The sequence below is a fragment of the Psychrobacter sp. MES7-P7E genome (assembly GCF_002863645.1).
Lineage (GTDB): Bacteria > Pseudomonadota > Gammaproteobacteria > Pseudomonadales > Moraxellaceae > Psychrobacter.
The window spans coordinates 14,576-35,848 of sequence record NZ_PJBU01000101.1 but is presented as its reverse complement, the minus strand read 5'-3'; the positions used below and the strand labels follow the sequence as shown (position 1 = coordinate 35,848).

19 protein-coding genes are annotated in these 21,273 nt (G+C 43.2%); 10 read left to right on the top strand and 9 right to left on the bottom strand.

What is annotated here, in order from left to right; translation table 11 throughout:
• Positions 1-128: 128 nt before the first annotated feature.
• The 3 genes from CXF62_RS08845 to CXF62_RS08835 all read right to left on the bottom strand — a co-directional run bounded on the left by CXF62_RS08845 (position 129) and on the right by CXF62_RS08835 (position 2,915).
• A complete protein-coding gene (locus CXF62_RS08845) occupies positions 129-1,124 on the bottom strand; it encodes an alpha/beta hydrolase (RefSeq protein WP_102093975.1) in 996 nt (331 codons plus the stop codon).
• Positions 1,125-1,361: 237 nt separating this feature from the next.
• Positions 1,362-2,162 (bottom strand): BON domain-containing protein, encoded by an 801-nt coding sequence (locus CXF62_RS08840; RefSeq protein WP_102093974.1) that lies wholly within the window; start codon positions 2,160-2,162, stop codon positions 1,362-1,364.
• Between the two features lie 267 nt (positions 2,163-2,429).
• Positions 2,430-2,915: a YraN family protein gene (locus tag CXF62_RS08835; protein WP_102093972.1), complete on the bottom strand. Its 486-nt coding sequence runs from the start codon at positions 2,913-2,915 to the stop codon at positions 2,430-2,432.
• A gap of 143 nt (positions 2,916-3,058) precedes the next feature.
• On the opposite strand from CXF62_RS08835, the gene rsmI reads away from it, so the two are divergent.
• Both rsmI and CXF62_RS08825 read left to right on the top strand, forming a co-directional pair.
• Positions 3,059-4,012, top strand: a complete 954-nt coding sequence (gene rsmI / locus CXF62_RS08830) for a 16S rRNA (cytidine(1402)-2'-O)-methyltransferase (RefSeq protein WP_102093971.1) — start codon at positions 3,059-3,061, stop codon at positions 4,010-4,012.
• Between the two features lie 54 nt (positions 4,013-4,066).
• Positions 4,067-5,086 carry an adenosine kinase gene (locus CXF62_RS08825; protein WP_102093969.1) on the top strand — a complete coding sequence of 340 codons (1,020 nt, stop codon included), beginning with the start codon at positions 4,067-4,069 and terminating at the stop codon, positions 5,084-5,086.
• A gap of 116 nt (positions 5,087-5,202) precedes the next feature.
• On the opposite strand, the gene CXF62_RS08820 is transcribed toward CXF62_RS08825, so the two are convergent.
• The gene (locus tag CXF62_RS08820) at positions 5,203-6,525 is read right to left on the bottom strand and encodes an O-acetylhomoserine aminocarboxypropyltransferase/cysteine synthase family protein (RefSeq protein ID WP_102093968.1); all 1,323 of its coding nucleotides are present in this window, start codon (positions 6,523-6,525) and stop codon (positions 5,203-5,205) included.
• Between the two features lie 256 nt (positions 6,526-6,781).
• Positions 6,782-7,465: a Fe-S biogenesis protein NfuA gene (nfuA, locus tag CXF62_RS08815; RefSeq protein ID WP_057761762.1), complete on the bottom strand. Its 684-nt coding sequence runs from the start codon at positions 7,463-7,465 to the stop codon at positions 6,782-6,784.
• Between the two features lie 570 nt (positions 7,466-8,035).
• Between nfuA and CXF62_RS08805 the strand changes: the two genes are divergently transcribed.
• From CXF62_RS08805 to CXF62_RS08790, 4 genes are all read left to right on the top strand, one after another.
• A complete protein-coding gene (locus tag CXF62_RS08805) occupies positions 8,036-9,025 on the top strand; it encodes an alpha/beta fold hydrolase (RefSeq protein ID WP_102093965.1) in 990 nt (329 codons plus the stop codon).
• A gap of 139 nt (positions 9,026-9,164) precedes the next feature.
• Entirely contained in the window at positions 9,165-10,232 is a 1,068-nt protein-coding gene (locus CXF62_RS08800; protein ID WP_102093963.1) for a bifunctional nicotinamide-nucleotide adenylyltransferase/Nudix hydroxylase, read from the top strand.
• Between the two features lie 184 nt (positions 10,233-10,416).
• Positions 10,417-11,814: a nicotinate phosphoribosyltransferase gene (locus tag CXF62_RS08795; RefSeq protein WP_102093962.1), complete on the top strand. Its 1,398-nt coding sequence runs from the start codon at positions 10,417-10,419 to the stop codon at positions 11,812-11,814.
• Positions 11,808-12,668 carry an SGNH/GDSL hydrolase family protein gene (locus CXF62_RS08790; RefSeq protein WP_102093960.1) on the top strand — a complete coding sequence of 287 codons (861 nt, stop codon included), beginning with the start codon at positions 11,808-11,810 and terminating at the stop codon, positions 12,666-12,668. The genes CXF62_RS08795 and CXF62_RS08790 overlap by 7 nt, the downstream gene beginning before the upstream one ends.
• A 112-nt stretch (positions 12,669-12,780) precedes the next feature.
• Here the strand turns inward: CXF62_RS08790 and CXF62_RS08785 are convergent, their stop codons facing one another.
• Complete coding sequence (locus tag CXF62_RS08785; protein ID WP_057761772.1) at positions 12,781-13,059, bottom strand: type B 50S ribosomal protein L31; 279 nt, start codon at positions 13,057-13,059, stop codon at positions 12,781-12,783.
• A gap of 516 nt (positions 13,060-13,575) precedes the next feature.
• Here CXF62_RS08785 and CXF62_RS08780 point away from each other — a divergent pair.
• Positions 13,576-14,175, top strand: coding sequence for a YceI family protein (locus CXF62_RS08780; protein WP_102093959.1), 600 nt, complete (start codon positions 13,576-13,578; stop codon positions 14,173-14,175).
• A 232-nt stretch (positions 14,176-14,407) separates the two neighbouring features.
• Positions 14,408-15,499 (top strand): GNAT family N-acetyltransferase, encoded by a 1,092-nt coding sequence (locus CXF62_RS08775; protein ID WP_102093957.1) that lies wholly within the window; start codon positions 14,408-14,410, stop codon positions 15,497-15,499.
• 151 nt (positions 15,500-15,650) lie between these two features.
• On the opposite strand, the gene CXF62_RS08770 is transcribed toward CXF62_RS08775, so the two are convergent.
• A complete protein-coding gene (locus CXF62_RS08770) occupies positions 15,651-16,085 on the bottom strand; it encodes a COG4315 family predicted lipoprotein (RefSeq protein WP_102093956.1) in 435 nt (144 codons plus the stop codon).
• A 560-nt stretch (positions 16,086-16,645) separates the two neighbouring features.
• Between CXF62_RS08770 and CXF62_RS08765 the strand changes: the two genes are divergently transcribed.
• The gene (locus tag CXF62_RS08765) at positions 16,646-18,265 is read left to right on the top strand and encodes an FAD-dependent oxidoreductase (protein ID WP_102093954.1); all 1,620 of its coding nucleotides are present in this window, start codon (positions 16,646-16,648) and stop codon (positions 18,263-18,265) included.
• 131 nt (positions 18,266-18,396) lie between these two features.
• Here the strand turns inward: CXF62_RS08765 and CXF62_RS08760 are convergent, their stop codons facing one another.
• Positions 18,397-19,080: an LOG family protein gene (locus tag CXF62_RS08760; RefSeq protein ID WP_057761780.1), complete on the bottom strand. Its 684-nt coding sequence runs from the start codon at positions 19,078-19,080 to the stop codon at positions 18,397-18,399.
• 423 nt (positions 19,081-19,503) lie between these two features.
• On the opposite strand from CXF62_RS08760, the gene CXF62_RS08755 reads away from it, so the two are divergent.
• Entirely contained in the window at positions 19,504-20,349 is an 846-nt protein-coding gene (locus CXF62_RS08755) for an alpha/beta hydrolase family protein (protein WP_322868754.1), read from the top strand.
• Between the two features lie 48 nt (positions 20,350-20,397).
• On the opposite strand, the gene CXF62_RS08750 is transcribed toward CXF62_RS08755, so the two are convergent.
• On the bottom strand, positions 20,398-21,120 hold the full coding sequence (locus tag CXF62_RS08750; protein WP_102093951.1) for a putative quorum-sensing-regulated virulence factor: 723 nt from the start codon (positions 21,118-21,120) through the stop codon (positions 20,398-20,400).
• Positions 21,121-21,273 lie beyond the last annotated feature (153 nt).

Genomic DNA, 21,273 nt, shown 5'->3' with positions numbered 1-21,273 from the left:
ATTTAAAGTGATGACATTATAACAAGAGTTTGCATATCTTACAGTACTGTCTTACTCAAGTATGTTTGAGCATTGAGACAGTGCTATCAATTAAACGGTCAAAAGTGATAGACATGCATAGTGATAAGCTATTTGAGCGTTTTATCCAAGTACGTCAACACTTGCGCACGCACATCATTTACCCAGCGTAGCGGCGGTGCCATAGCGCCTATACTGGTTGCGTGACTGGCCCCTTCGATTTCGCCCGTTTCAACGGTTACGCCTGCTTTTTTAAACGCTTCTGTCATTTTGATTGTATTAGTCACATGTACAATTTTGTCTTTTTCCGCCGTTAATAATAAATATGGCGGCTGCGCGCCTTTAATCTGACGATCTGGCATCACCTGATCAGGCGTGGCGTTAGAGCCAAACGCTGTTGCACTACTGAACTTACGGAAATCATAGCTATAAGGACCTGCAATCCCAATAACGGATGCAATATCTGTTGGCTTAATACCATAAGGTGCCAAAAAGTCTTCGTTGGCAACGGCTGCTACTGCATTAAACGCGCCAGCAGAATGCCCCATCACCGCTAGGCGTGACGGATCAGCATGGAGACTGGTCGCATTTTCAATACTCCAAGCAATCGCTTGAGCCGCATCTTTGACATAGTCAGGATAGACGTGTTCAGGTGCTTTACGGTAATTAATCACTGCGGTGACATACCCTGCTTTGGCTAAGCTCTGACCGACAAAGGCATATTGTTCTTTATTGCCGCTCTCCCATGAACCACCATGGACAAATACCACCATAGGATAGCTAGTATTAATAGCACTCTGAGATTTCATTGCTTGTGCTAGCGGTTTTGGATAATAGATATCTAGGTCTTGTGAAGGCTGATCACCATACAAGATATCCTTACTCACTCCAACGCCGCCACTAGAAGTAATGCCATTGACGATAGCCAGCGGTGATAATGCCTGTGCGTTTTGCGTGGCTAGCGCGATACTGCCCAATGCCAATATTGCCGCACCACCAAATCTTAACGTTCGTGTTTTCTTATGAGCAGGCTTGTTATGTAGTCCTACATTACTAATGACGCTTGTTTCTTCATTTGGTTGTATATTTGCCTGTGAATCCTTCATGACCAGTATCCTGTTATATTTATTTATCAATCAGTAGTAACAGGCTAACGGCGATAATGGTTCATCCATTAACCAATGACGTTTTTGATATTAGTACCGTTGGCTAATGCGCTGACTCTGTTACGTTTTACTATTGATATAGTACTCACTGGCTGAGGATTTCTCGTGCCTTTACTGTTATCACTATTTAGGCTTATTGTGATTAACGTCCTTTATCGCTTGGCGAACTAAGGATGCTTACTGATTCTGATAAAGGTCAATATAAGGGCTTGAAGACGGCTGAGCAGTAGTGGCCTCTTCTTCTGTTATGACAATAGGCGTTGCCGTGCTGATAGTAGTATCTTGGGCAGCTGGCGCTACTGCAGGATTGGCCAAATTATTCTCATACATGATGTCATCATTATTTATTTTAACACCTCTATCGTCAACGACAGTTGTCAGCAATACCAACTCAGTGACCCCAACAGTACTATTGGCGATATCAATCAGATGACTCTGCTGAGTAGGTGTCATACGGCCCATAATATAGACCACACCATTATTGGTAACGGCTTTAATTTGTGACGCACTCACACCATCGCTGGCGGCTATTTTCGCCAGTAGCTTTGAGGTGATATAACCATCATGAACCGTTGAGCTATACCCTTTTGACGCACTCACCTCCATCTCATTGTAGACACGGCGTACATCCGGCATAGAGCTAACGACTTTTTCTACTTCTGCTTTGAGCGTTTCAGTTGGCACTTCACCTGTGAGCAGTACTTCGCTATTGAAACTATCGATACCCATACGACTGGTTTGCTGCAAGTCTTCTTTTAGCCCGTACACATTGATTTTGGCAGTATGTTCAATACTACGATCGAGCAGACGCTGCGGAATCGTGCGCTCAGTCATTGGTACACCATAAGTCCCTTCTGTACTGTTGGTCAGATAATTGGTGGCACAACCTGTACTGACAACACAGGCAGCAATCATAATGCCAGTCGTAATACGGCGTGATGAACCAAAAATAGCAGTGCGCAAATGCATCCGTGTCATTATTTACCTCTTAGAACATGGTTGTGACAATTTTATAAATTGAACAAATCTTAATCTAGGCCGTGTTTTTATTTTGGAAAAAACACGCTCTAGTAGTGACGAGCTAAACGTAGCTGTAAGCTAATACTGTATCTAATTTATAGGAACTTGACTATAACCGCTACTTTACTTAATTTTGGCCATCAGCGGTTAGCTTTTTAGTAACGAACCTTACTTGTCAGATGTGGTTAAATGCTTCACTTGGCAGCATCTATCTTATTTACTCTATTACCATGCACTGGCTATAAAAGCATTTTGAATCCATTCTGGTTGATGGTCTAACTCCTCATTTCTTGAATTTAACTTACTCATCGTATTGTAAGCAATAACATCAAACCGGCAGTCATAATGAGCATACTCAGGATACTGCTGCAAAAAGGACTGCGCTGTCTTAATAACTTTGCGCTGTTTGCTGGCTGTCACACTGAGTGCTGCATCGCCATAATTCGAGGACTTGCGCTGGCGAACTTCAATAAATACTAATGTTGACCATGCTAAACCTGTCTCAATCATGACCAGATCCAACTCACCTACTTTTGGCTGTTGCCAATTTTGTACGACCAACCTCAACCCTTGCGCTTGTAAATACTCACATGCCTGCTGCTCAAACCGACTACCTTGGCGTTGTTTTGGTGAGGTTAAGATTAAAGGCTTATGGTTCGGCATAAGGTTAATTGGTCTGATTAACATTTGAGAATTATCATAGCACAACATGCTAAACTAGCCACTTCTGCGCGCTCTACTCTCAAAATCTATCGACTTCTTCACTCATTATTTGACTGAAAAACCATAGATAACGACTGTACATACTAGCGCACTATTATTTTTTCACGTCTTTTTAACGACCCGAGGTTTTCATGTCTACCCCTACTGCGATGCCAGCTTGTCTCTATATCGTTGCCACGCCAATTGGCAATATGTCCGACATGACTTCGCACGCAATTGATGTCTTAAAGCAGGTCGCCATTATTGCCTGCGAAGACACCCGTACCTCAGGTAAACTACTGTCACATTTTGGTATCGATACCAAAGGCAGTAAGGCTGACGAGACAAAAGACTCAGAGACTCGTCCTGCCAAAAGCAGTATCGAAAATGATGACACAACGAAGCAAAAAGGCCATAATAAGCTATGGGCTTATCACGAACACAATAGCGCCATTCAAACGCCTAAAATCATTGAAATGATTGAACAAGGTCATTCGGTTGCCTTGATTAGTGACGCTGGTACGCCACTGGTCAGTGACCCAGGTTATCAATTGGTACAGGCCGCGCATGAGGCAGGCGTGACCGTATCACCTATCGTTGGGGCTTCTGCTGCCATTGGCGCATTGTCAGTGGCAGGGTTGCCATCAGATCGATTTAGCTTTATTGGGTTTTTGCCAGCCAAAACTCACGGTCGTCAAAAACAACTGAATGATTTGATCGCACGTACCGAAACTCTGATATTTTATGAAGCACCGCATCGCATCGTATCTAGTCTAGAAGACATGGCGACGATATTTGGTGCAGACCGTGCAGTGACTTTTTGCCGGGAATTGACCAAAACCTTTGAAACCGTACATAAAAGCACCCTTGGCGAGTTGGTCGAGTTTGTCAAAGCAGACGACAATCAGCAACGCGGTGAGATCGTCGTGGTCGTCGCTGGCGTCGGTGTCGCAAAGGATACTGACGACATCAGTACCCATGATAAATTGCTACAGCGTTTGCTAGAGGATCTATCGGTCAAAAAAGCAGCCGCGCTGGCCTCTGATATCACTGGTGTAAAAAAGAATGCACTTTATCAGCGTTTACTAGAGTTACAAGCTGACTAGTTTTTAACTATAAGAAAGATAACTGTTTATAAATTAATTGAAGAGAGGTAAGCAATGTACGATGTAATGGCGATAGGTAATGCGTTGGTTGATCACGAGTATGTGCTGTCAGATGCTGCGCTAGAAGAGACCGAGCTGACCAAAGGTAATATGACACTAGCAGAGTTTGAGGAGCAGCAGCAACTACTTGCTTACTTTAAGTTGGCTGAGATTGAGCCATCAAAACAAGCCGGCGGTGGCTCAGCAGCCAATACGATGTTTACCTTCGCTAGCCTCGGCGGTAAGCCGTTTTATGCTTGCCGCGTCGGTGATGACGATCAAGGGGCGTTTTACCTCAGAGACTTGCACGAAGCAGGCGTCGCAACCTCAGACAAATCTATCCATGAAGGCGGCGTGACCGGCTCCTGCGTGGTGGCTGTCACCGAAGATGGCGAGCGTACCATGCAGACCTATCTTGGCACCTCAAGCGAAATCGCAGCTGACAATGTTGATTTTGATGCGTTGACGCAAGCAGACTGGCTATATTTAGAAGGCTATTTGGCCATGTCTGAAAGCATCCAACCAGCAATGACGCAACTGCGCCAACAAGCTGGTATTCATAATGCAAAAATCGCCGTGAGTTTTGCGGATCCTGCTGTAGTGAAGTTTGCCAAAGACGGCCTACTTAATATGCTCGGCAATAAAGTGGCGGTGATATTTTGTAATAGTGAAGAAGCCAAGCTTTTTACGGATAAAAAACAAGTCAAAGCAGCGGCGCGTGCCCTGCTTGAATACTGCCAAACAGCAGTTGTCACTGATGGTGCCAACGGTGCGGTAATCGCTCACCAGCCTACTGACGAAGCAGAAATTGAAGTCCATGACGTTGCAACACCAGCAGTGGCCAACGTCATCGATACCAACGGTGCAGGCGATAACTACGCTGGTGCTTTCTTATATGCACTATCGCAGCAGTATAGTCTGCCAGAATGCGGTCGTCTTGCCAGCGAAATATCAGCACAAGTTATTCAGCAGTTTGGACCGCGTCTTGCCTCGCAGGATTATCGAGATATCGCGCAGCGTGTACTGTCTGCTTAATTGTTAAACACATCTGTTGGACGCAAAACAAAAAGCCCATATCAAATCGATATGGGCTTTTTTTATATCATTCAGACTTGTTCAAACAGTTTGCTCAATTTAATAAGCGCTTGTTGTTAAGCAGTGGCTAGTGCTTGGGCGAGATCGGCTTTGATGTCTTCAATATGTTCGATACCAATCGAGAGTCGCACCATATCTGTACTCACGCCTGCATTTGCTAGCTCTTGCTCATTTAACTGACGATGCGTGGTCGTCGCTGGATGACAGGCTAGTGATTTGGCATCACCGATATTGACTAGACGTGTAATCAGTTGCAGCGCATCGATAAAGCGCGCACCAGCTTCTAGTCCACCTTTAACACCAAAGGTCAAAATGGCAGAAGGCGTGCCTTTCATGTATTTTTTGGCAAGCTCGTGCTCAGAATGGTCAGACAGACCTGCATATTTAACCCAAGCAACTTTATCATGATCACGCAGATATTCTGCAACGGCTTGTGCGTTTTGCACGTGGCGCTCCATACGCAGACTTAGCGTCTCCATACCTTGCAAGATACCAAAAGCATTTAGCGGGCTAAGTGCTGCCCCAGTGTTACGTAGTGGCGCAACGCGGGCACGAGCGATAAAGGCTGGCGCGCCTACGTCTTTGACGAAATTTACCCCATGATAGCTATGATCTGGCGTGTTCAACAGTGAGAAACGCTCAGGGTAATCACCCCAAGCAAACTTACCGCTATCGACAATCGCACCACCGATTGATGTGCCAGTTCCGCTCATATATTTGGTCAATGAATGAATCACGATATCTGCACCGAACTCAAACGGACGGCATATCGCAGGCGTCGCCACGGTATTATCAATCACGACAGGTACACCGTATTCATGGGCGACATCACTGAGCGCTTGAATATCCACGATATTACCGAGTGGGTTACCGATACTCTCTGCAAACACCATTTTGGTCTTGTCATCGATTAGATCACGAATGGCTTCAGGGTCTTTATGATCGAAGAAGCGCACTTCGATACCTTGACGCGGCAATGCATGGGCAAATAAATTATAAGTACCGCCATATAGCGTTGATACAGCGACGATATTGTCGCCTGCTTCACAAATGGTCTGAATTGCATAGGTGATGGCAGCCATACCAGAGGCTACGGCAAGCGCACCAATACCGCCTTCTAACGCAGCCACACGCTCCTCTAGCACTGCGTTGGTTGGATTCATGATACGAGTATAGATATTGCCTGCGACCTTTAAATCAAACAGATCTGCACCATGCTGAGTATTATCAAACGCATATGAACTGGTATGATAAATAGGCACGGCGACTGCTTTGGTCGTTGGCTCTACACTATAGCCGGCATGAATCGCTAAGGTCTCAAGACGTTGAGGGGTTTCTAATTGTTGGGCTGTTTGCTGGTCTGCTGATCCATCACTCATAGTACATTCCTTTATTTTGATAAAAGATGATTTATTGACGACGTATCGCTCAAAAGTCATCTTAAAAAACTGTCTGCTAAATCATAGCAATAAAAAAAGCTGAGTTCATCATAACTCAGCTTCTTTATTAAAAGAATAGCAAAATACTCATCTCTTCATGACAAATATTCATAAGCAGCAAACCAAACAGGCATATCTATACTAGAGATAATGGCCACCTTTATAGCAGCCACTTTGCTTTTAACTGTTTTTTATTTTATTTATAGTAAGCATTCTCTGTTCGAGTATGGTCAGTCTCGTCAACCACTTGGGTCAATTCTGGAATTTGCTGTTTCAGCTGCACTTCAACACCTTGGCGTAAAGTCATATCAACCGCTGAACACCCTTGGCAACCACCACCAAATTTCAATACAGCGGTTAGACCAATGCCTTCTTCATCAATCAGCTCAAGCAACTGTACGTCACCGCCATGCGCTGCCAAGCCAGGGTTAATCTCTGACTGCAATACATAGTTGATACGCTCTTCGACACTGGCATCAGCGCCTACTTTAGGTACTTTAGAGTTTGGTGCGCGAAAAGTCAGCTGACCACCGAAACGGTCTTTATTATAATCAATGACCGCGTCTTCTAGATAAGGTACTGACGCCGCCTCAATAAAGGCAGAGAAATTTTCATACGTAAAACGCAAATCAGCGCTGTCTTCTTCGCCCGGCTGGTTATAAGCCATGCAGCACTCTGCACGCGGCGTACCTGGATGCTCAACGAAGATACGCACACCGATACCATCGGTATCTTGCTTAGATAACAAATCTGCCAAGTAGCCTTGAGCTGACTCAGTGATAGTGATGTTGCTTTTCGCTTCGACTTGCTCGGTATCTAGGGCTGATTCATAGCCAGCAGTTTGGTCTAGTTGGTTATCAGCTTGGTTTTGCTCACTCATAATGTTTCCTATGCGTTATGACACAAACGCTATATCTATTATGGCTACTGTGTCGTGAATTTGGATTTTTAAAATATTTACGATTTATATAAGGCTTGCAGACTGGCAATATTTTCGATTTATTATTGTATGACATTGGCCGACATGAGTATAAAGTTTAATCCGTCTATAGCAGTCATTATACCTGAATCACACATCAATTCCGACCACGCTACTGTGAATTGAACCGTGGCTGTTGCAAATGGTCGTCATTGGTTTTTTTAATGATGCTAACAGGTGGCAAAGTAATTCAATATTTAAACCATGACAGATAAACATGCTGAATGACTATGTTGGCTGCCAAGTTATTCTATATATAAAGACAGCGGTACCATTTATCAAGCGCACTCAGCGTTTTCGATATGCCATACCGTTCACATCTAGTCCGAGCAAGTCATCTGGTTTTGACGTAGTATTGATAATTTGAATAATTTTATGCATTAGTGTTATGAGCATGGTAGCTTCTAATCGCCTTGTATTATAAGTATCAACTTGTATAAAGATTAAGTATTTTTTGGATAGGATCATTTTATGATGACACGGACGTTGCACCTAGTAACTACCAAGGATGTTGAGAAAATTGCCGTTTGGAAAGTAGTTGATAATTCAGACAAAGATACGATAGCCAATACGTCAGAGAACAGCCTGCCTGACATCACACCGCAAAACATATTTTTGACGCATGGTACGTTTTCTGACAAGCAAACTTGCCTCAAAATCGCCGAATATTTTGCAGGGCTTGGTCATCATTGCTACATCATGGAATGGCGCGGGCATGGTAATAGCTCGCTACCGAAAGAAAAATTCAACTTTGAGACTGTCGCCACTTACGACTATGAAGCGACTTTTCGTTATTTCTTTGAAGAATTAAAGCTCAATAACCTGCACTGCGTTACTCATAGTGGTGGCGGTGTTGGTTTGACCATGTTTCTTGTCCAAAACCCAAGCTATATCGATAAGGTCAATAGCATCAGTATGTTTGCCTGCCAAGCTTTTGGCGCAGTAAAGGACTCGACCAGCTACGCGAAAATCCTTACGGCCAAGATAGTCACTCGGTTGGTCGGCTTTATACCCGCTAAGCAATTAAAGGTAGGCCCTTTTAACGAAAGTTACTATACGATGACTCAGTGGTACGATTGGAATTTGCGTAAAAACTTTAAAAGCAGCTTTTTGAATAAGGCTAATTTCGATAAAGGCAGGACAAATACAGAAGAAATGAACGAAAGCATTAATCAGCAGAAAAGTACTGGCGATGACTTTATCGACTATCGTCATCATATGCCACAGATTACCATTCCTGTTTATTCTATTAGCGCAAAAGGCGATAACTTCATATCCCCTACTCGTGGCTGTCGTTTGTTTTTTGAAGGCTTTAATAACTCGTCCAATATCTTTCGAGAGTACTCGCTCAGTAACGGCGATTTAGATGACTATACGCACAGTCGCATCATGATCAGTCGCAATGCTGCCACAGAGATTTGGCCAACGGTGACGGCATGGATAGAGAAGTATGCCAGTTAAAGTAGAGATTTCGTTTGGATGATTTCGATAATGACACACCCCTAAACATCTTTATACTTGTCAGAAAGTCATAGGCTGTGTCAGTATTAGCGTCATTAATTTTTAATCAATAAAAATAAGTCGTAGGAAGTTGGCGTCTATGAGTGAATTATCAGAGCAACAGTCAGATAAGCAAAACCTAGATCAAAAAGGCAGTAAACACTATCGTTATCTGGTCTTTATCGGTCGCTTTCAGCCGTTTCATGCTGGCCACAAAGCCGTCATCGATGAGGCACTAAAACGCTCAGATGAAGTAATTATGCTCATTGGCTCAGCCAACTTGCCACGTAGCTTACGCAATCCATTTAGCGTCGCTGAGCGTGCCGCAATGATCAAAGGCGCCTACTCTGAAGAAGAAGCCGCACGCATTCACTGTGTTGGCTTAGATGATGCACTCTACAATGACACCCGCTGGCTACAGTATGTGCAAGCAGGTGTAAAATCTGTCACTGGTGACTTGCAGACGGATATTGGTTTGATTGGTCATTCAAAAGACAGCTCATCGTACTATCTGTCACTGTTCCCCAACTGGGACTCTGTGTCAGTGCCTAATTATCATAACTTATCAGCCACACCGATTCGCGACAGCTACCTGATGGGGGCCACGCCTACGCCCGAACGTACGCCTGAGTCGACGCGCAACGTCCTTGATGCATTCAAACAAACTGAAGACTACCATCAGTTGCATGAAGAAGCAGACTTCATCGATAAATATAAAAGACAGTGGGAATCAGCACCTTACCCGCCTACTTTTATGACTGCCGATGCCTTGATTGTACAGTCGGGACATATCCTACTGGTTGAGCGACGTAGTATGCCAGGGCGTGGACTCTGGGCGCTGCCAGGTGGATTTTTAAATCCAAAAGAGACGCTGTTTGATGCTTGTATCCGTGAACTACGCGAAGAGACTCGCCTCAAGGTGCCTGAGCCAGTATTGCGCGGCTCCTGCCATAGCCAGCATACCTTTGATGACCCGTATCGCTCAGCGCGTGGTCGCACCATTACTCAAGCGTTTTATTTTCAGCTCAAAAACGATCCAAAAGGTCTGCCAAAAGTAAAAGGTGGCGACGATGCGACCAAAGCATTTTGGTTACCCTTGGCTGAGCTCGATGCGAAGATGATGTTTGAAGATCACTATGCGATTATTACTAAAATGGTTGGCTTGTAGTTCATTTCTATTCGTTTTTTTAGCAGCTTTTTTTAATAGCTACTTGAGCAAATTATTATCAATAACAGCTATCACTAAATATCGTATTAACAATTTGATACCAATGCCGATAGACGGCAATCAACCACCGCCACTGTTTTTTTATTAAAGCAGGGGCGGCATTTCAAAGCAGAGGAGTTCTGTGATGTATACCAGTAATCTAAACAATTTAATCTTAAACAGCGACAGCTATAAGACCTCACATTGGGTGCAATACCCGAGCGGTAGTGAGTATCTGTCAAGCTACATTGAGGCGCGCAAGGGCGACTATGATGTGGTGTTCTTTGGTCTACAAGCCTTTATCAAAGAGTACTTAAGTACGCCTATTACTCATCAAGATATCGATGAAGCCGAAAAGGTCATTCAAGCACATGGTCTAACCTTCAATCGTGCTGGTTGGGAGCATTTGATCGAAAAACACGACGGCTACTTGCCACTGCGTATCCAAGCCGTACCAGAAGGCAGTATCGTGCCCGTGTCCAATGTAGTCTGCCAAGTGATTAATACCGATCCTGAATTTTACTGGCTACCCAGCTATATCGAAACAGCGCTATTGCGTGCGATTTGGTATCCATCCACGGTCGCTAGCGTTTCTCACTATTGCAAAGACATTATCCGCCAAGCGTTAGAGAAATCAGCGGACAATATAGAATCCCTGCCTTTTCGCTTGCATAACTTTGGCGCGCGCGGTGCATCGAGCCAAGAAACGGTTGCACTTGGTAGCTTAGCGCATTTGGTCAACTTTGCTGGTACGGACTCGATGACAGCGCTTATTGCTGCTAGTCGCTGGTATCAAATGGGCGACGATATGCCTGCATTCTCTATCCCAGCAGCCGAACACAGTACGATGACAGCTTGGGGACGTGATGGCGAGACTGCTGCTTTTCACAATATGATTGAGCAGTTTGGCGGTAAGGATAAAGCCTTTTCGGTCGTCTCAGATAGTTATGATTTATGGAATGCCATCGACAATATCTGGGGTGACGCCTTAAAAGATGAAGTCAAAAATATGGGCGGCACTTTGGTTATTCGACCAGACAGCGGCGAACCTACCAAAGTCGTCCGCGAAGCGTTGGAGCGCTTGGCGGTGAAGTTCGGCACGACTGTAAACAGCAAGGGCTATAAAGTGCTGCCCGACTACGTACGCATCATCCAAGGTGATGGCATCAGCTCGCAAAGCTTAAGCAAAATTATTGACGTAGTAATCAAAGCAGGCTTTAGCATAGAAAACGTGACGTTTGGTATGGGCGGTGGTCTATTGCAGCAAGTCAACCGCGACACCATGAGTTGGGCAATGAAATCTAGCGCTATCTCTATCGATGGTGCATGGAAGGATATTTATAAAGATCCTGTCACCAGCCGCTCAAAACGCTCGAAAAAAGGTCGATTGGCACTGGTAAAAGACGACAGCGGCCAGCTAACAACCGTCAAAGAAAATGAGATGAGTGACCCAACTGACAATCTATTACGTGATGTCTACGTCGATGGTAAATTGTTAATTGAAGATAGTCTTACGACTATTAGGGAACGTGCAGGGTGGTAGACACTAATAAGCTGACATCGGTCGCAAAGGACGTTTTACTTGCCCCCGTCTATCTCTATCAAGGTCGCAAAATCAAGCGTGATACGGTTCGCTTGCCTGAACCACATGGCGAAAGGCACGGTGTGATTGACCTGCCTCAAGCAAATAATGAGATATCAACGCAAGAGGCTAAGACATTTAACCTTATGGTCGTTGGCGATTCAGCAGCAGCAGGTGTAGGTAGCCAAACGCAGCAGGAAGCGTTGGTCGGTAAGCTCATACCGATACTGGAACAAAACGAAGCTATCCAAGCAAACTTTGCTCGACTCAATTGGTCATTGCAAGCGACAACAGGTCATACCAGCTTTGATATTCTACGCAGGTTATATGTCTTACCTGCTCCTGAACAGCCTATTGATGTGATGTTGCTAAGCGTAGGGGTCAATGATACAACGTCCAATGTCTCTGTGCATAAATGGCAACAACAAATTGAAGACATTATCAATATTGTACAGCGCAAATTTGGCGTACGAGAATTGGTTTTTTTAAGTTTGCCACCGATGGCGCAAATGCCTGCAATCCCTGCCCCGCTCAATAACTTTGTAGGTGCAAAAGCATCGATACTGGATGGGATATTACAGCAGATTTGTGTGGCTCATGCTGGTGTCACCTATATGGCAACCGACTTTACACGGATGCTAGAAGAGCATGCAAATGGCTCGGCTATCGATATCAATGTGATGTTTGCCAGTGATGGATTTCATCCTAGCAGTCTGATGTACGGCTATTGGGCGCAGCAAATCGTAGAAACCATTATTCAGTTACTAGACTCTATTCAGATATTGGACTCATCTACTACTGAGTTTGAGCGCTAAATAGACTGTTAGCTTTATTTTTAGATCATAAAAAATTAAGCAATAAAAAACCGCTGAATAATCAGCGGTTTTTTTATTGCTTAACGAAATATATTTACACCATAAGTGCAAATTATTCAGCAGCGTCTGCAGCTTTCTTGCTACGGCCACCAAATGCGCCAAAGCGTTTGTTGAAGCTTGCAACACGACCTTCAGTAGAAGTTTTACGTTGCTCACCAGTATAGAATGGATGCGACGCACTTGAGATATCAAGTGGGTAGTATGGGTATTCTTTACCTTCGTATTCACGAGTCGCTTTAGTCTTAGCAGTTGAGCGAGTCAAAAAGAACACGTCAGCGTTAGTGTCGTGGAACAAAACTTCTTGGTAATTAGGATGGATATCTTTACGCATAATATACTCTCTAGGTCCGATGTATGTACAACGTCTAAATACAACACCATCGATGATGTATCAAACAAATAATGACATACGTAACTGAGGCACTAAGGACATTACAAGTATGGCAACTGCGTCACTGGCTTATTCCAGCACCCAACACCACCCTTCTGTTCGCTTAGCCTTTCCCCAGCGGGAAAATTAAACCGCGATTTTAACGGTTTTTAACGTAAGACGCAAGGAGCAGTTGTGATAGAGATATGTGATAAGTTGTCAATAATAAAGTAATGGTATTGAGATAAGCGATGTAATTCAGTACAATAATTTGGTTAGTAAAATTAATCTATGGTATAAATTACTGTAGTTAACCTAAACAAATATACTGCGTATGAATCATTTATATTTAGTATATTAAACGGTACAGCTACGCGATATTGATCAGTTTTACAGGAAGTATCGCTTTACTTATTTATAGACAAACATAGATTTATAATCAAGCATGGAAAACCAATACTCAATAAGGACTATTCAATGATAAACATGACAATGAAGACCACTGCTAAAGCGCTATTCATCAGCTCAGCACTTGCTATCACTACTATGGCAAGTGCGGCACTACCAACTCAGTGGGAGTTAGATGATTCACATACTCGCGTCGGATTTTCTGTGAGCCATATGGGATTCTCAACCACCATGGGTCATTTTAGTGATGTTGAGGGCGTGGTGAATTATGATATGAAAGCACCAAACCAAACCAGCATGGAATTTACTATAGCCACCGACAGCATCGATACCAATTGGGATGCTCGTGATAAACATCTAAAAACTGATGAATTTTTCAATGTCGAAAAGTACCCAACCATGACTTTCAAATCTACTCAGGTCAAATTCATCAATCCACAACAGGCCAAAGTAACGGGTGACTTCACTTTGCTTGGTCAAACCAAACCACTAACCTTAGATGTCACGTTGAACAAAATCGCTAATAGCCCACTGACTAAAGAGCCAGTCGTTGGTTTCCGTGCCACTGGTACACTTGATCGCGCCGCTTATGGTATGACCGCTTACGCTGACGGTATCACGACCAACGTTCCTATCCAAATCGATGGCGAGCTAGTAGAAAAAAAATAACAGTAAGTTTATAGCTCTCTAATAGCTTTCGACAAAAACGAGAAAAGCAGCCTACCCTCATTTATAGAGGCAGGCTGCTTTTTTATTTCCTATAGATTCTTCTACGCTCTAATCATATATATTCACTATTTTACATAAAAGGTTTTTATATACTTGAAGGCTTCATACTTTGTTGTTATATTCATATATACGGATTTACGAATATATAACGCAACACTGAGGGAGCAGCAACGTGGATACAGTACAAGTTGATTACATAGCGATAGATGCTGAGTGGGATAAGAAGGTATCAAATCATCATTTTGATATATACCACTTATCTGGTTGGATTGCGGCCTCAGCTGTCATCGATAAGGGCAAACCTCAAGGCATCATCGCTCACTATAAAAACAAGGAAGTATTGTTACCCATCATAATTAGACAAATTGACTCAGAGCACTGGGATGCTACTTCCACTTATGGTTACGGGGGGCCGTTGATGGACAAAACCCTCACTGATGCCGAGTTAGACATCATACTGGATGAGATAAGAGCTTTTCTTTGCGAGAGAGGCTGCGTGTCCTTGTTTATGCGGTTGCACCCGATTATTAATAAAGAATGGATACCTACAGTTGGCAAAGCACTGACTCACGGGCTGACCTTGATGTCTGATTTAAGTAAGTCAGAAGAAGAGCATTGGAGCGAAACACAAAATCGACATCGCCGCGGTATCAAAAAAGCCATAAAAATGGATGTCGTGACAAAAACAGAATTCTTGACTAGGCAAAACGCGATGGTGTTTTCAGACATTTATAAAGAGACAATGCGAAACGTCAAGGCCAGTGATTATTACTTCTTTGATGATGATTATTTTTTTAATTTGCTTGAAAACCTTCAAGAAAAAATACTGTTGATAACCGCCTATCAAGACGATAAACCAATCGGGTCCTCTATATATACGCTCTGCCAAGAGTCTGGCATTATGCAGTTCCACCTTGGCGGCACGCTGAACGCTTATACACATCTACAACCTTCTAAACTTATCACTCATGTCGCTCGTAATTGGGGACGAGAGAACCGTTATGAAGTACTACATCTTGGTGGCGGCGTTGGCTCCAATTTAGATTCTTTATATGAGTATAAAAAAGGCTTTAGCTCGCAAGAGTTACTATTTAAGACTTATAGACTCGTCGTTAACGTAGCAAAATATACAGAGTTAGTAGCTGATATCTGGTTCAAGGAAAATGATCTGCTTTCAGACTTTTTTCCTTTATATAGAAAAGAGCCTAGCAAAGAAGAAGTGCTAGAGACCATTCAGGTTGAGCCTTTAGCAAATGTGACATAGTACAGGTCACATCTATTATTAGAGAATATACGCACGGTAGTATTCTCGATAGTGGAAAATAGAACCAAACAAACAGCAGCCTGCCTCTATAATTGAGGATAGGCTGCTTTTCTATCTTAACGTTTCCGAGTTAGTTTATATCTAACACCTGTTATTTACTTGGGATAACGTGCCAAACGCCAAGTTTATCATCACCGTCTTTGTCACCAACTTTTGTGTCATTAGCATAGAAGTATAAAGGCTTACCGTTCATTGCCCACTGATATTTGCCATCTTCACGCTTAAATGCAGCGAACTGACCTGAGGCTTTAGCATCGCTAGGCGCTTTGAAAATTGGCCACACAACTTGGCAAGCTGCACCGCAATCTGACTTATTCATAGAGTCTTTATCAAACGTATACAACGTCATATGGTTGGTAGCATCTACCAACACCCCATTCTTGCTAGTGACTGGTGCTGTATTGTTGCTGGTTGCCTGTACTTCATGCGTACCTGACATATCGTTACCGACTACGTTTTTTAAAGTAGTACAGCCAGTTAGTGTTAATACACCTGTTAGTGCCGATAACATCATTATATTTTTCATCATAACTTCCTTGTAATTTTAGTCGTATTTTTTATAGCGATAAGCTTGTTGTCGTTTACTTTATCGACTGTCCCTTTTGTTAATTTTGACATTTGTAATTTTGAACAGTCATCAAAACAGAACCGACACTTCTTGTTAAGCAAAATAAATATAGCATATGGTTTTATATTATCTTGATAATCAATATACACGCTTACAAAAGTGGTCGAATTTTACAAAACAATAAAACGACCTTGTTTTTGATTTCACAAGTTTGCCACCTCTCTCGTTTACTCTATTTTTAGACAGACTTGTTTCTCTGAAAAACTTCACACATATAGCGACTCGTTGACAAAACTCATGCATCTTCTTACGTATTTCCCATCATATTGTCTGTAGTTCTTCGTAAAATAAACCTATAGAGATGAAGAATGGCTAAACAATAGAAAAGATGACTATTGAAGTTCAGATTTGTGTGTTGAACTTAATTACCTTCGCACGCATATCAAGAAATATAGAACATTTGATACATATACCGAGCACGGCCTAATACAGATGCTATTAAGGATACAACGACGACAATGACTCAGTCTTTTGATAAAAAATACGCTCAATCCTTTAATCGTGACGCTCATTCTGGGGTGTTATCTTATGGGGCACAAAACACTCAACCTAAAAAGCGCGTTGGCATTTTGGGCGGCGGTACTGCGGGATCGACGATTGCGATTCGACTTGCTGCGTTAGGATTAGAGACCTATTTGTTTGAAAAGAAAAAATCTCTCATTGATGGACCACCTATGTGTCATTTGCATGCAGGTGGTAACTTGTACCGTGAAATACCGGACGAAGATTGCGTAGCGCTGCTTAAGCAATGTATCGATATTTTGCGTTTGTATCCGCACACTATTGACGTCCGTCCTACGGTGTTTGCTGTACCGACACGTGACGAAGGACTGCCTGAAGATTTACTACCGCGTTTGGATATTTTGACCGATGCTTATCAAGAACTGATCGAGCAAGATGTTAATAATAAAGTATTGGGTGAGCCTAAAGATTACTATCAACTTTATAGCCATGAGCAATTGATTGAGCTGTCTGAACGTGAGCAAGTCGCTGTACCAAGTACAGTTGATGAATGGATGATTCCAGTCGCTAGATATTTGGATTTGAACAAAGTTAAATTTCCTTTAATTGTTGTTCAAGAATATGGTTGGAACATTTTTCGTTTAGCAGCTTCTGCCAAGCTTGCGCTCGAAGAGTACGACAATGCGCACGTATTTACCGAAACCGCTGTGCAAAAAGTCGTGCCGGTAGATTGTGAGAACTGTACCAACGCTGACCATCATGTCACCAAATGGCGTATTGACTATCAACAAATCCATAGTCAAGAACACGCCTCTCAGCCTGAGTCTATCGAAGTTGATTATCTAATCAATGCTTGCGGATTCCGCACTGGTGTCATCGATGATATGGTTGGTGTCGAAGTTACGTGTATGGTTGAGTTCAAATCGTCTTATGTGACCCATTGGGGCGATGCTGGTGGACAGATACCAGAGATTATCGTCTACGGTCAACGAGGTACACCAGAAGGCATGGCGCAGCTTACTCCCTACCCTGGCGGATACTTTCAGATTCATGGTATGAGTAAAGCCATTACCTTGTTTGATGATGGTCTTGTCGCATCAAGTGAAGACAGTGCGCAGCCCAAACTGCCACAGCAATACGTGCATTATATTGAAGATGGTTGGGATAAAGCACCCTTACAGGCACGTAGTCAGCAAGCGATTGAGTATGTGGCGGAGTTTGTACCGACATTTAACAGCGCGCGTACTGTTGGTAACGCGCTATACGGTGGGCAGCAGATTCCCGGACAGGATGATACTCTGCGAGTCGCTGATGTGAGTTTATATTCTAATATACGCTATGCCCGTGCAGAAAACGTCAAAGCATCTTCGACCTTGATTGCCGCTGACCAAATAGTTAATGAGCTGACAGATCTAGGCTTGATAGAGAACGATACACCTCTGAATCGTAGTCGCTATGCTCATGAATGGTCGTACCTTGTCCATAACGATAGTGTGGCCGTGGATGAGGTTGCACGTGAGCTCGCTGAACAGCGTGGATTTCCAATTGCGATGGCTCATGTCAATCATAGTATTCGTGAAGTAGCATTGGATGATCTCACGCCTGTTGATGCCTAATAGACATGATTCGCTGATAGGTTGTTAATACATATAATAAAGGAGCAGATAACCGAGATTTGGTTATCTGCTCCTTTTTTGCAATAGCTTTTAATATTTAAGCATTTGCTGTGTATTAATAGCGATACGGCTTAACTATTACTACCAGCCATTTTCTCCGTATCCACAGCATCATCTATGGTCACTACTGTTTGTAGCATATCGATCGCTTCGCTGATGGTATTGCACACTACTAGACGATCTAAATCTTCCTGCTTCATAAAGCCTTGCTCAGTGGTATATTTCAAATGCTCAATCATACGGTCATAAAAACCATTGATATTTAGAATAATCATTGGTTTTTCGTGTTGGTACAATTGACGCCACGTAGCAATTTCCATGATTTCTTCTAATGTTCCTAGCCCGCCCGGTAGCGTGATAAAGGCATCGGCATACTCTGCCATGACGGTCTTACGCGTATGCATAGTGTCAGTCAAATGCAACCGAGTCAGCTGCTCGTGAGCGATTTCGTGCTTGAGCATAAAGGTTGGAATCACGCCCACTGCTTGCGCGCCGCCATTAATTACTTCATCCGCAACTGCGCCCATCAGACCGATACTAGCACCACCATATACTAGCCCCATGCCATTATTTGCTAATGCACTGCCAAGCTCACGTGCTGCCTGTTCATATACGTCACCATTGCCCAAGCGCGAACCGCAATACACAGCCACGAGCGGCATTGATAAGGCAGACTTGTCGACTGCTTTTTCGATATTGGTAATGTCTTTACTCGTGATTACGTCATAAGTATCATCGTTGATTTTCATTTGCATATAGCTTCCTTAATTACCTGTCAGTTTTTATTGAGTGCTTGTTATTAGTGATGGCTGCATACCGACACCTGTCATTTATATTGTCATGCACATGATTCATAAGACAAACTCAACCAAGCTATATAAAACTTGGAAGTCATATTTGAGCAACTGTCTTGCCAGCATTTATCTTAACATAAGCAATGCTACCACATAGTCACAACGATTTATCACTACGCAACGACTACACTTTCAAGATGCGCATTTATTGTTCATCATAGTTCGATATTCATTATCTACTAATAAAAATACTAAGGTATACCCATGGATAATCATAACGCCTTTCCTACTGCCGAGCTATCAAGCTCTGTGGTTAATAGCAATCTCACTAGTAAAAGTAATGTGCATGATGCGAGCAATATTGATATTTACTCATTAAGCATCATGACCGATCGCAACCAAGCATTGGCAGCCACTGTCTATCGCCCTAAAGATGCGACAAAAAAAGCAATCATGATGGCACCAGCCACAGGTATTAAGCGTCACTTTTATCATAATTTTGCGACCTATCTAGCAGAAAGCGGCTTTGGGGTGCTGACCTTTGATAACGAAGGAATCGGTGAGTCCCTATCGACCGATCTAGCAAAATGTAGCGCTTCCTTGATCAGTTGGGGTCGCCATGACATGCCAGCTGTACTTGATGCCTTACAAGATGAGTTTCCTGAGGCTTCTTATCATCTCATCGGTCATAGTGCGGGTGGTCAGCTCATTGGCTTGATGCCTAACTATCAGGCGATTGGCTCAGTGTTCAATGTCGCTTGCTCTTCAGGACGTATCAAAAATATGGGCATGCCCTATAAGCTCAAAGCCATGGGCTTTATGGATGCATTTATTCCATTTACTAATTTAGCACTGGGCTATACACCGTCAGACAAAATTGGTATGGGTGAGCCGCTACCACGCGGCGTGGCTCGTCAATGGCGTGAATGGTGCAATGGCGCAGGCTATATCAAAACCGCATTTGGCAAAAGCATACACACGCATTTCTACGATGAGCTCAGCATGCCAGCACTATGGCTTGGCTTTAGCGATGATGATATCGCCAATAGTGAAAACATGGACGATATGATAAGGGTGTTTACAAAAATGCCCGTAGAAAAGCGATTCTTAAACCCTGAGGATTTTGGACTAAATCATATCGGTCATATGCGCTATTTTAGCAGTAAGACCAATATCAAAGCGCCGCAGCTATGGCAGATGGCGGTGACATGGTTGCACGACCAACCATAAGCTTAGCACCATGTCGCACCTTACATAGCAGACCCATGATAATTTAGATTACTTTTTCGCGTTTTCTGCTTCTTCCAGTTTTAAGCGTTTAGTCAGTGCCGAATACAGCGATGGCTGCATATTATGAATATTGCCTATCATCCATTTAACATAGTTGATAGGCACATCTTTGATAGGTTTGCCTTTATGCTTACCAAACGGCATCTTGCTCACAGGGGTCGCTTTATTAGAGATAGCATGTGCCGCTGCAAAATCTGTCGGCGCAATCTCTAGACGCTCGCAGCATGCTTGATACAGCAAATAGCACATTCGAGCATCGCCAAGCGCATCATGAGCGGCAATCGTCATTGCACTAGCCTCACCCTTGCCCAATAGCTGCTCGATACACTTAGACTGACTGTAAGCACGCCATTCTGGAAAGGCTGCCCGCGCAAGCCTCACCGTACAAATAAGCTTAGCAGAAGGACTGCCAATCACTCGCCAATCAAAACGTACGTTGTGACCAATCAAGTACTCTGGTAATTCAAACTGTTCTAGCTCAAAACGTTCTAGTCCAGCCACATCATCATCGGTAATACCATGCACCTTTATGACAACAGGCGAAATAGATCGACCACTGTTAAAGTATTTCATCCACTCAAAGCCAGTTGCTACATTGATAGTAGCAACTTGGATAGGTCTGGGATCACTACCCTGATCTGTTTCAGTATCGATAACCAGCGCTGTTTCGCGCGTGGCAGAAATGTCAGCAGGCTTAAAAGCATCATTCATAAAGTATTAACCATCAGTAGCAACTGTCATGCTCAGCAGAAATGTTAAGTAGATAGAACTGTATTTGCTGTCTATATCCTTAACCATAAGAATATCTATGGGGGTAAAAACGATAGATAACAATGCGATACATACGTTATCAGACGAAGCTTT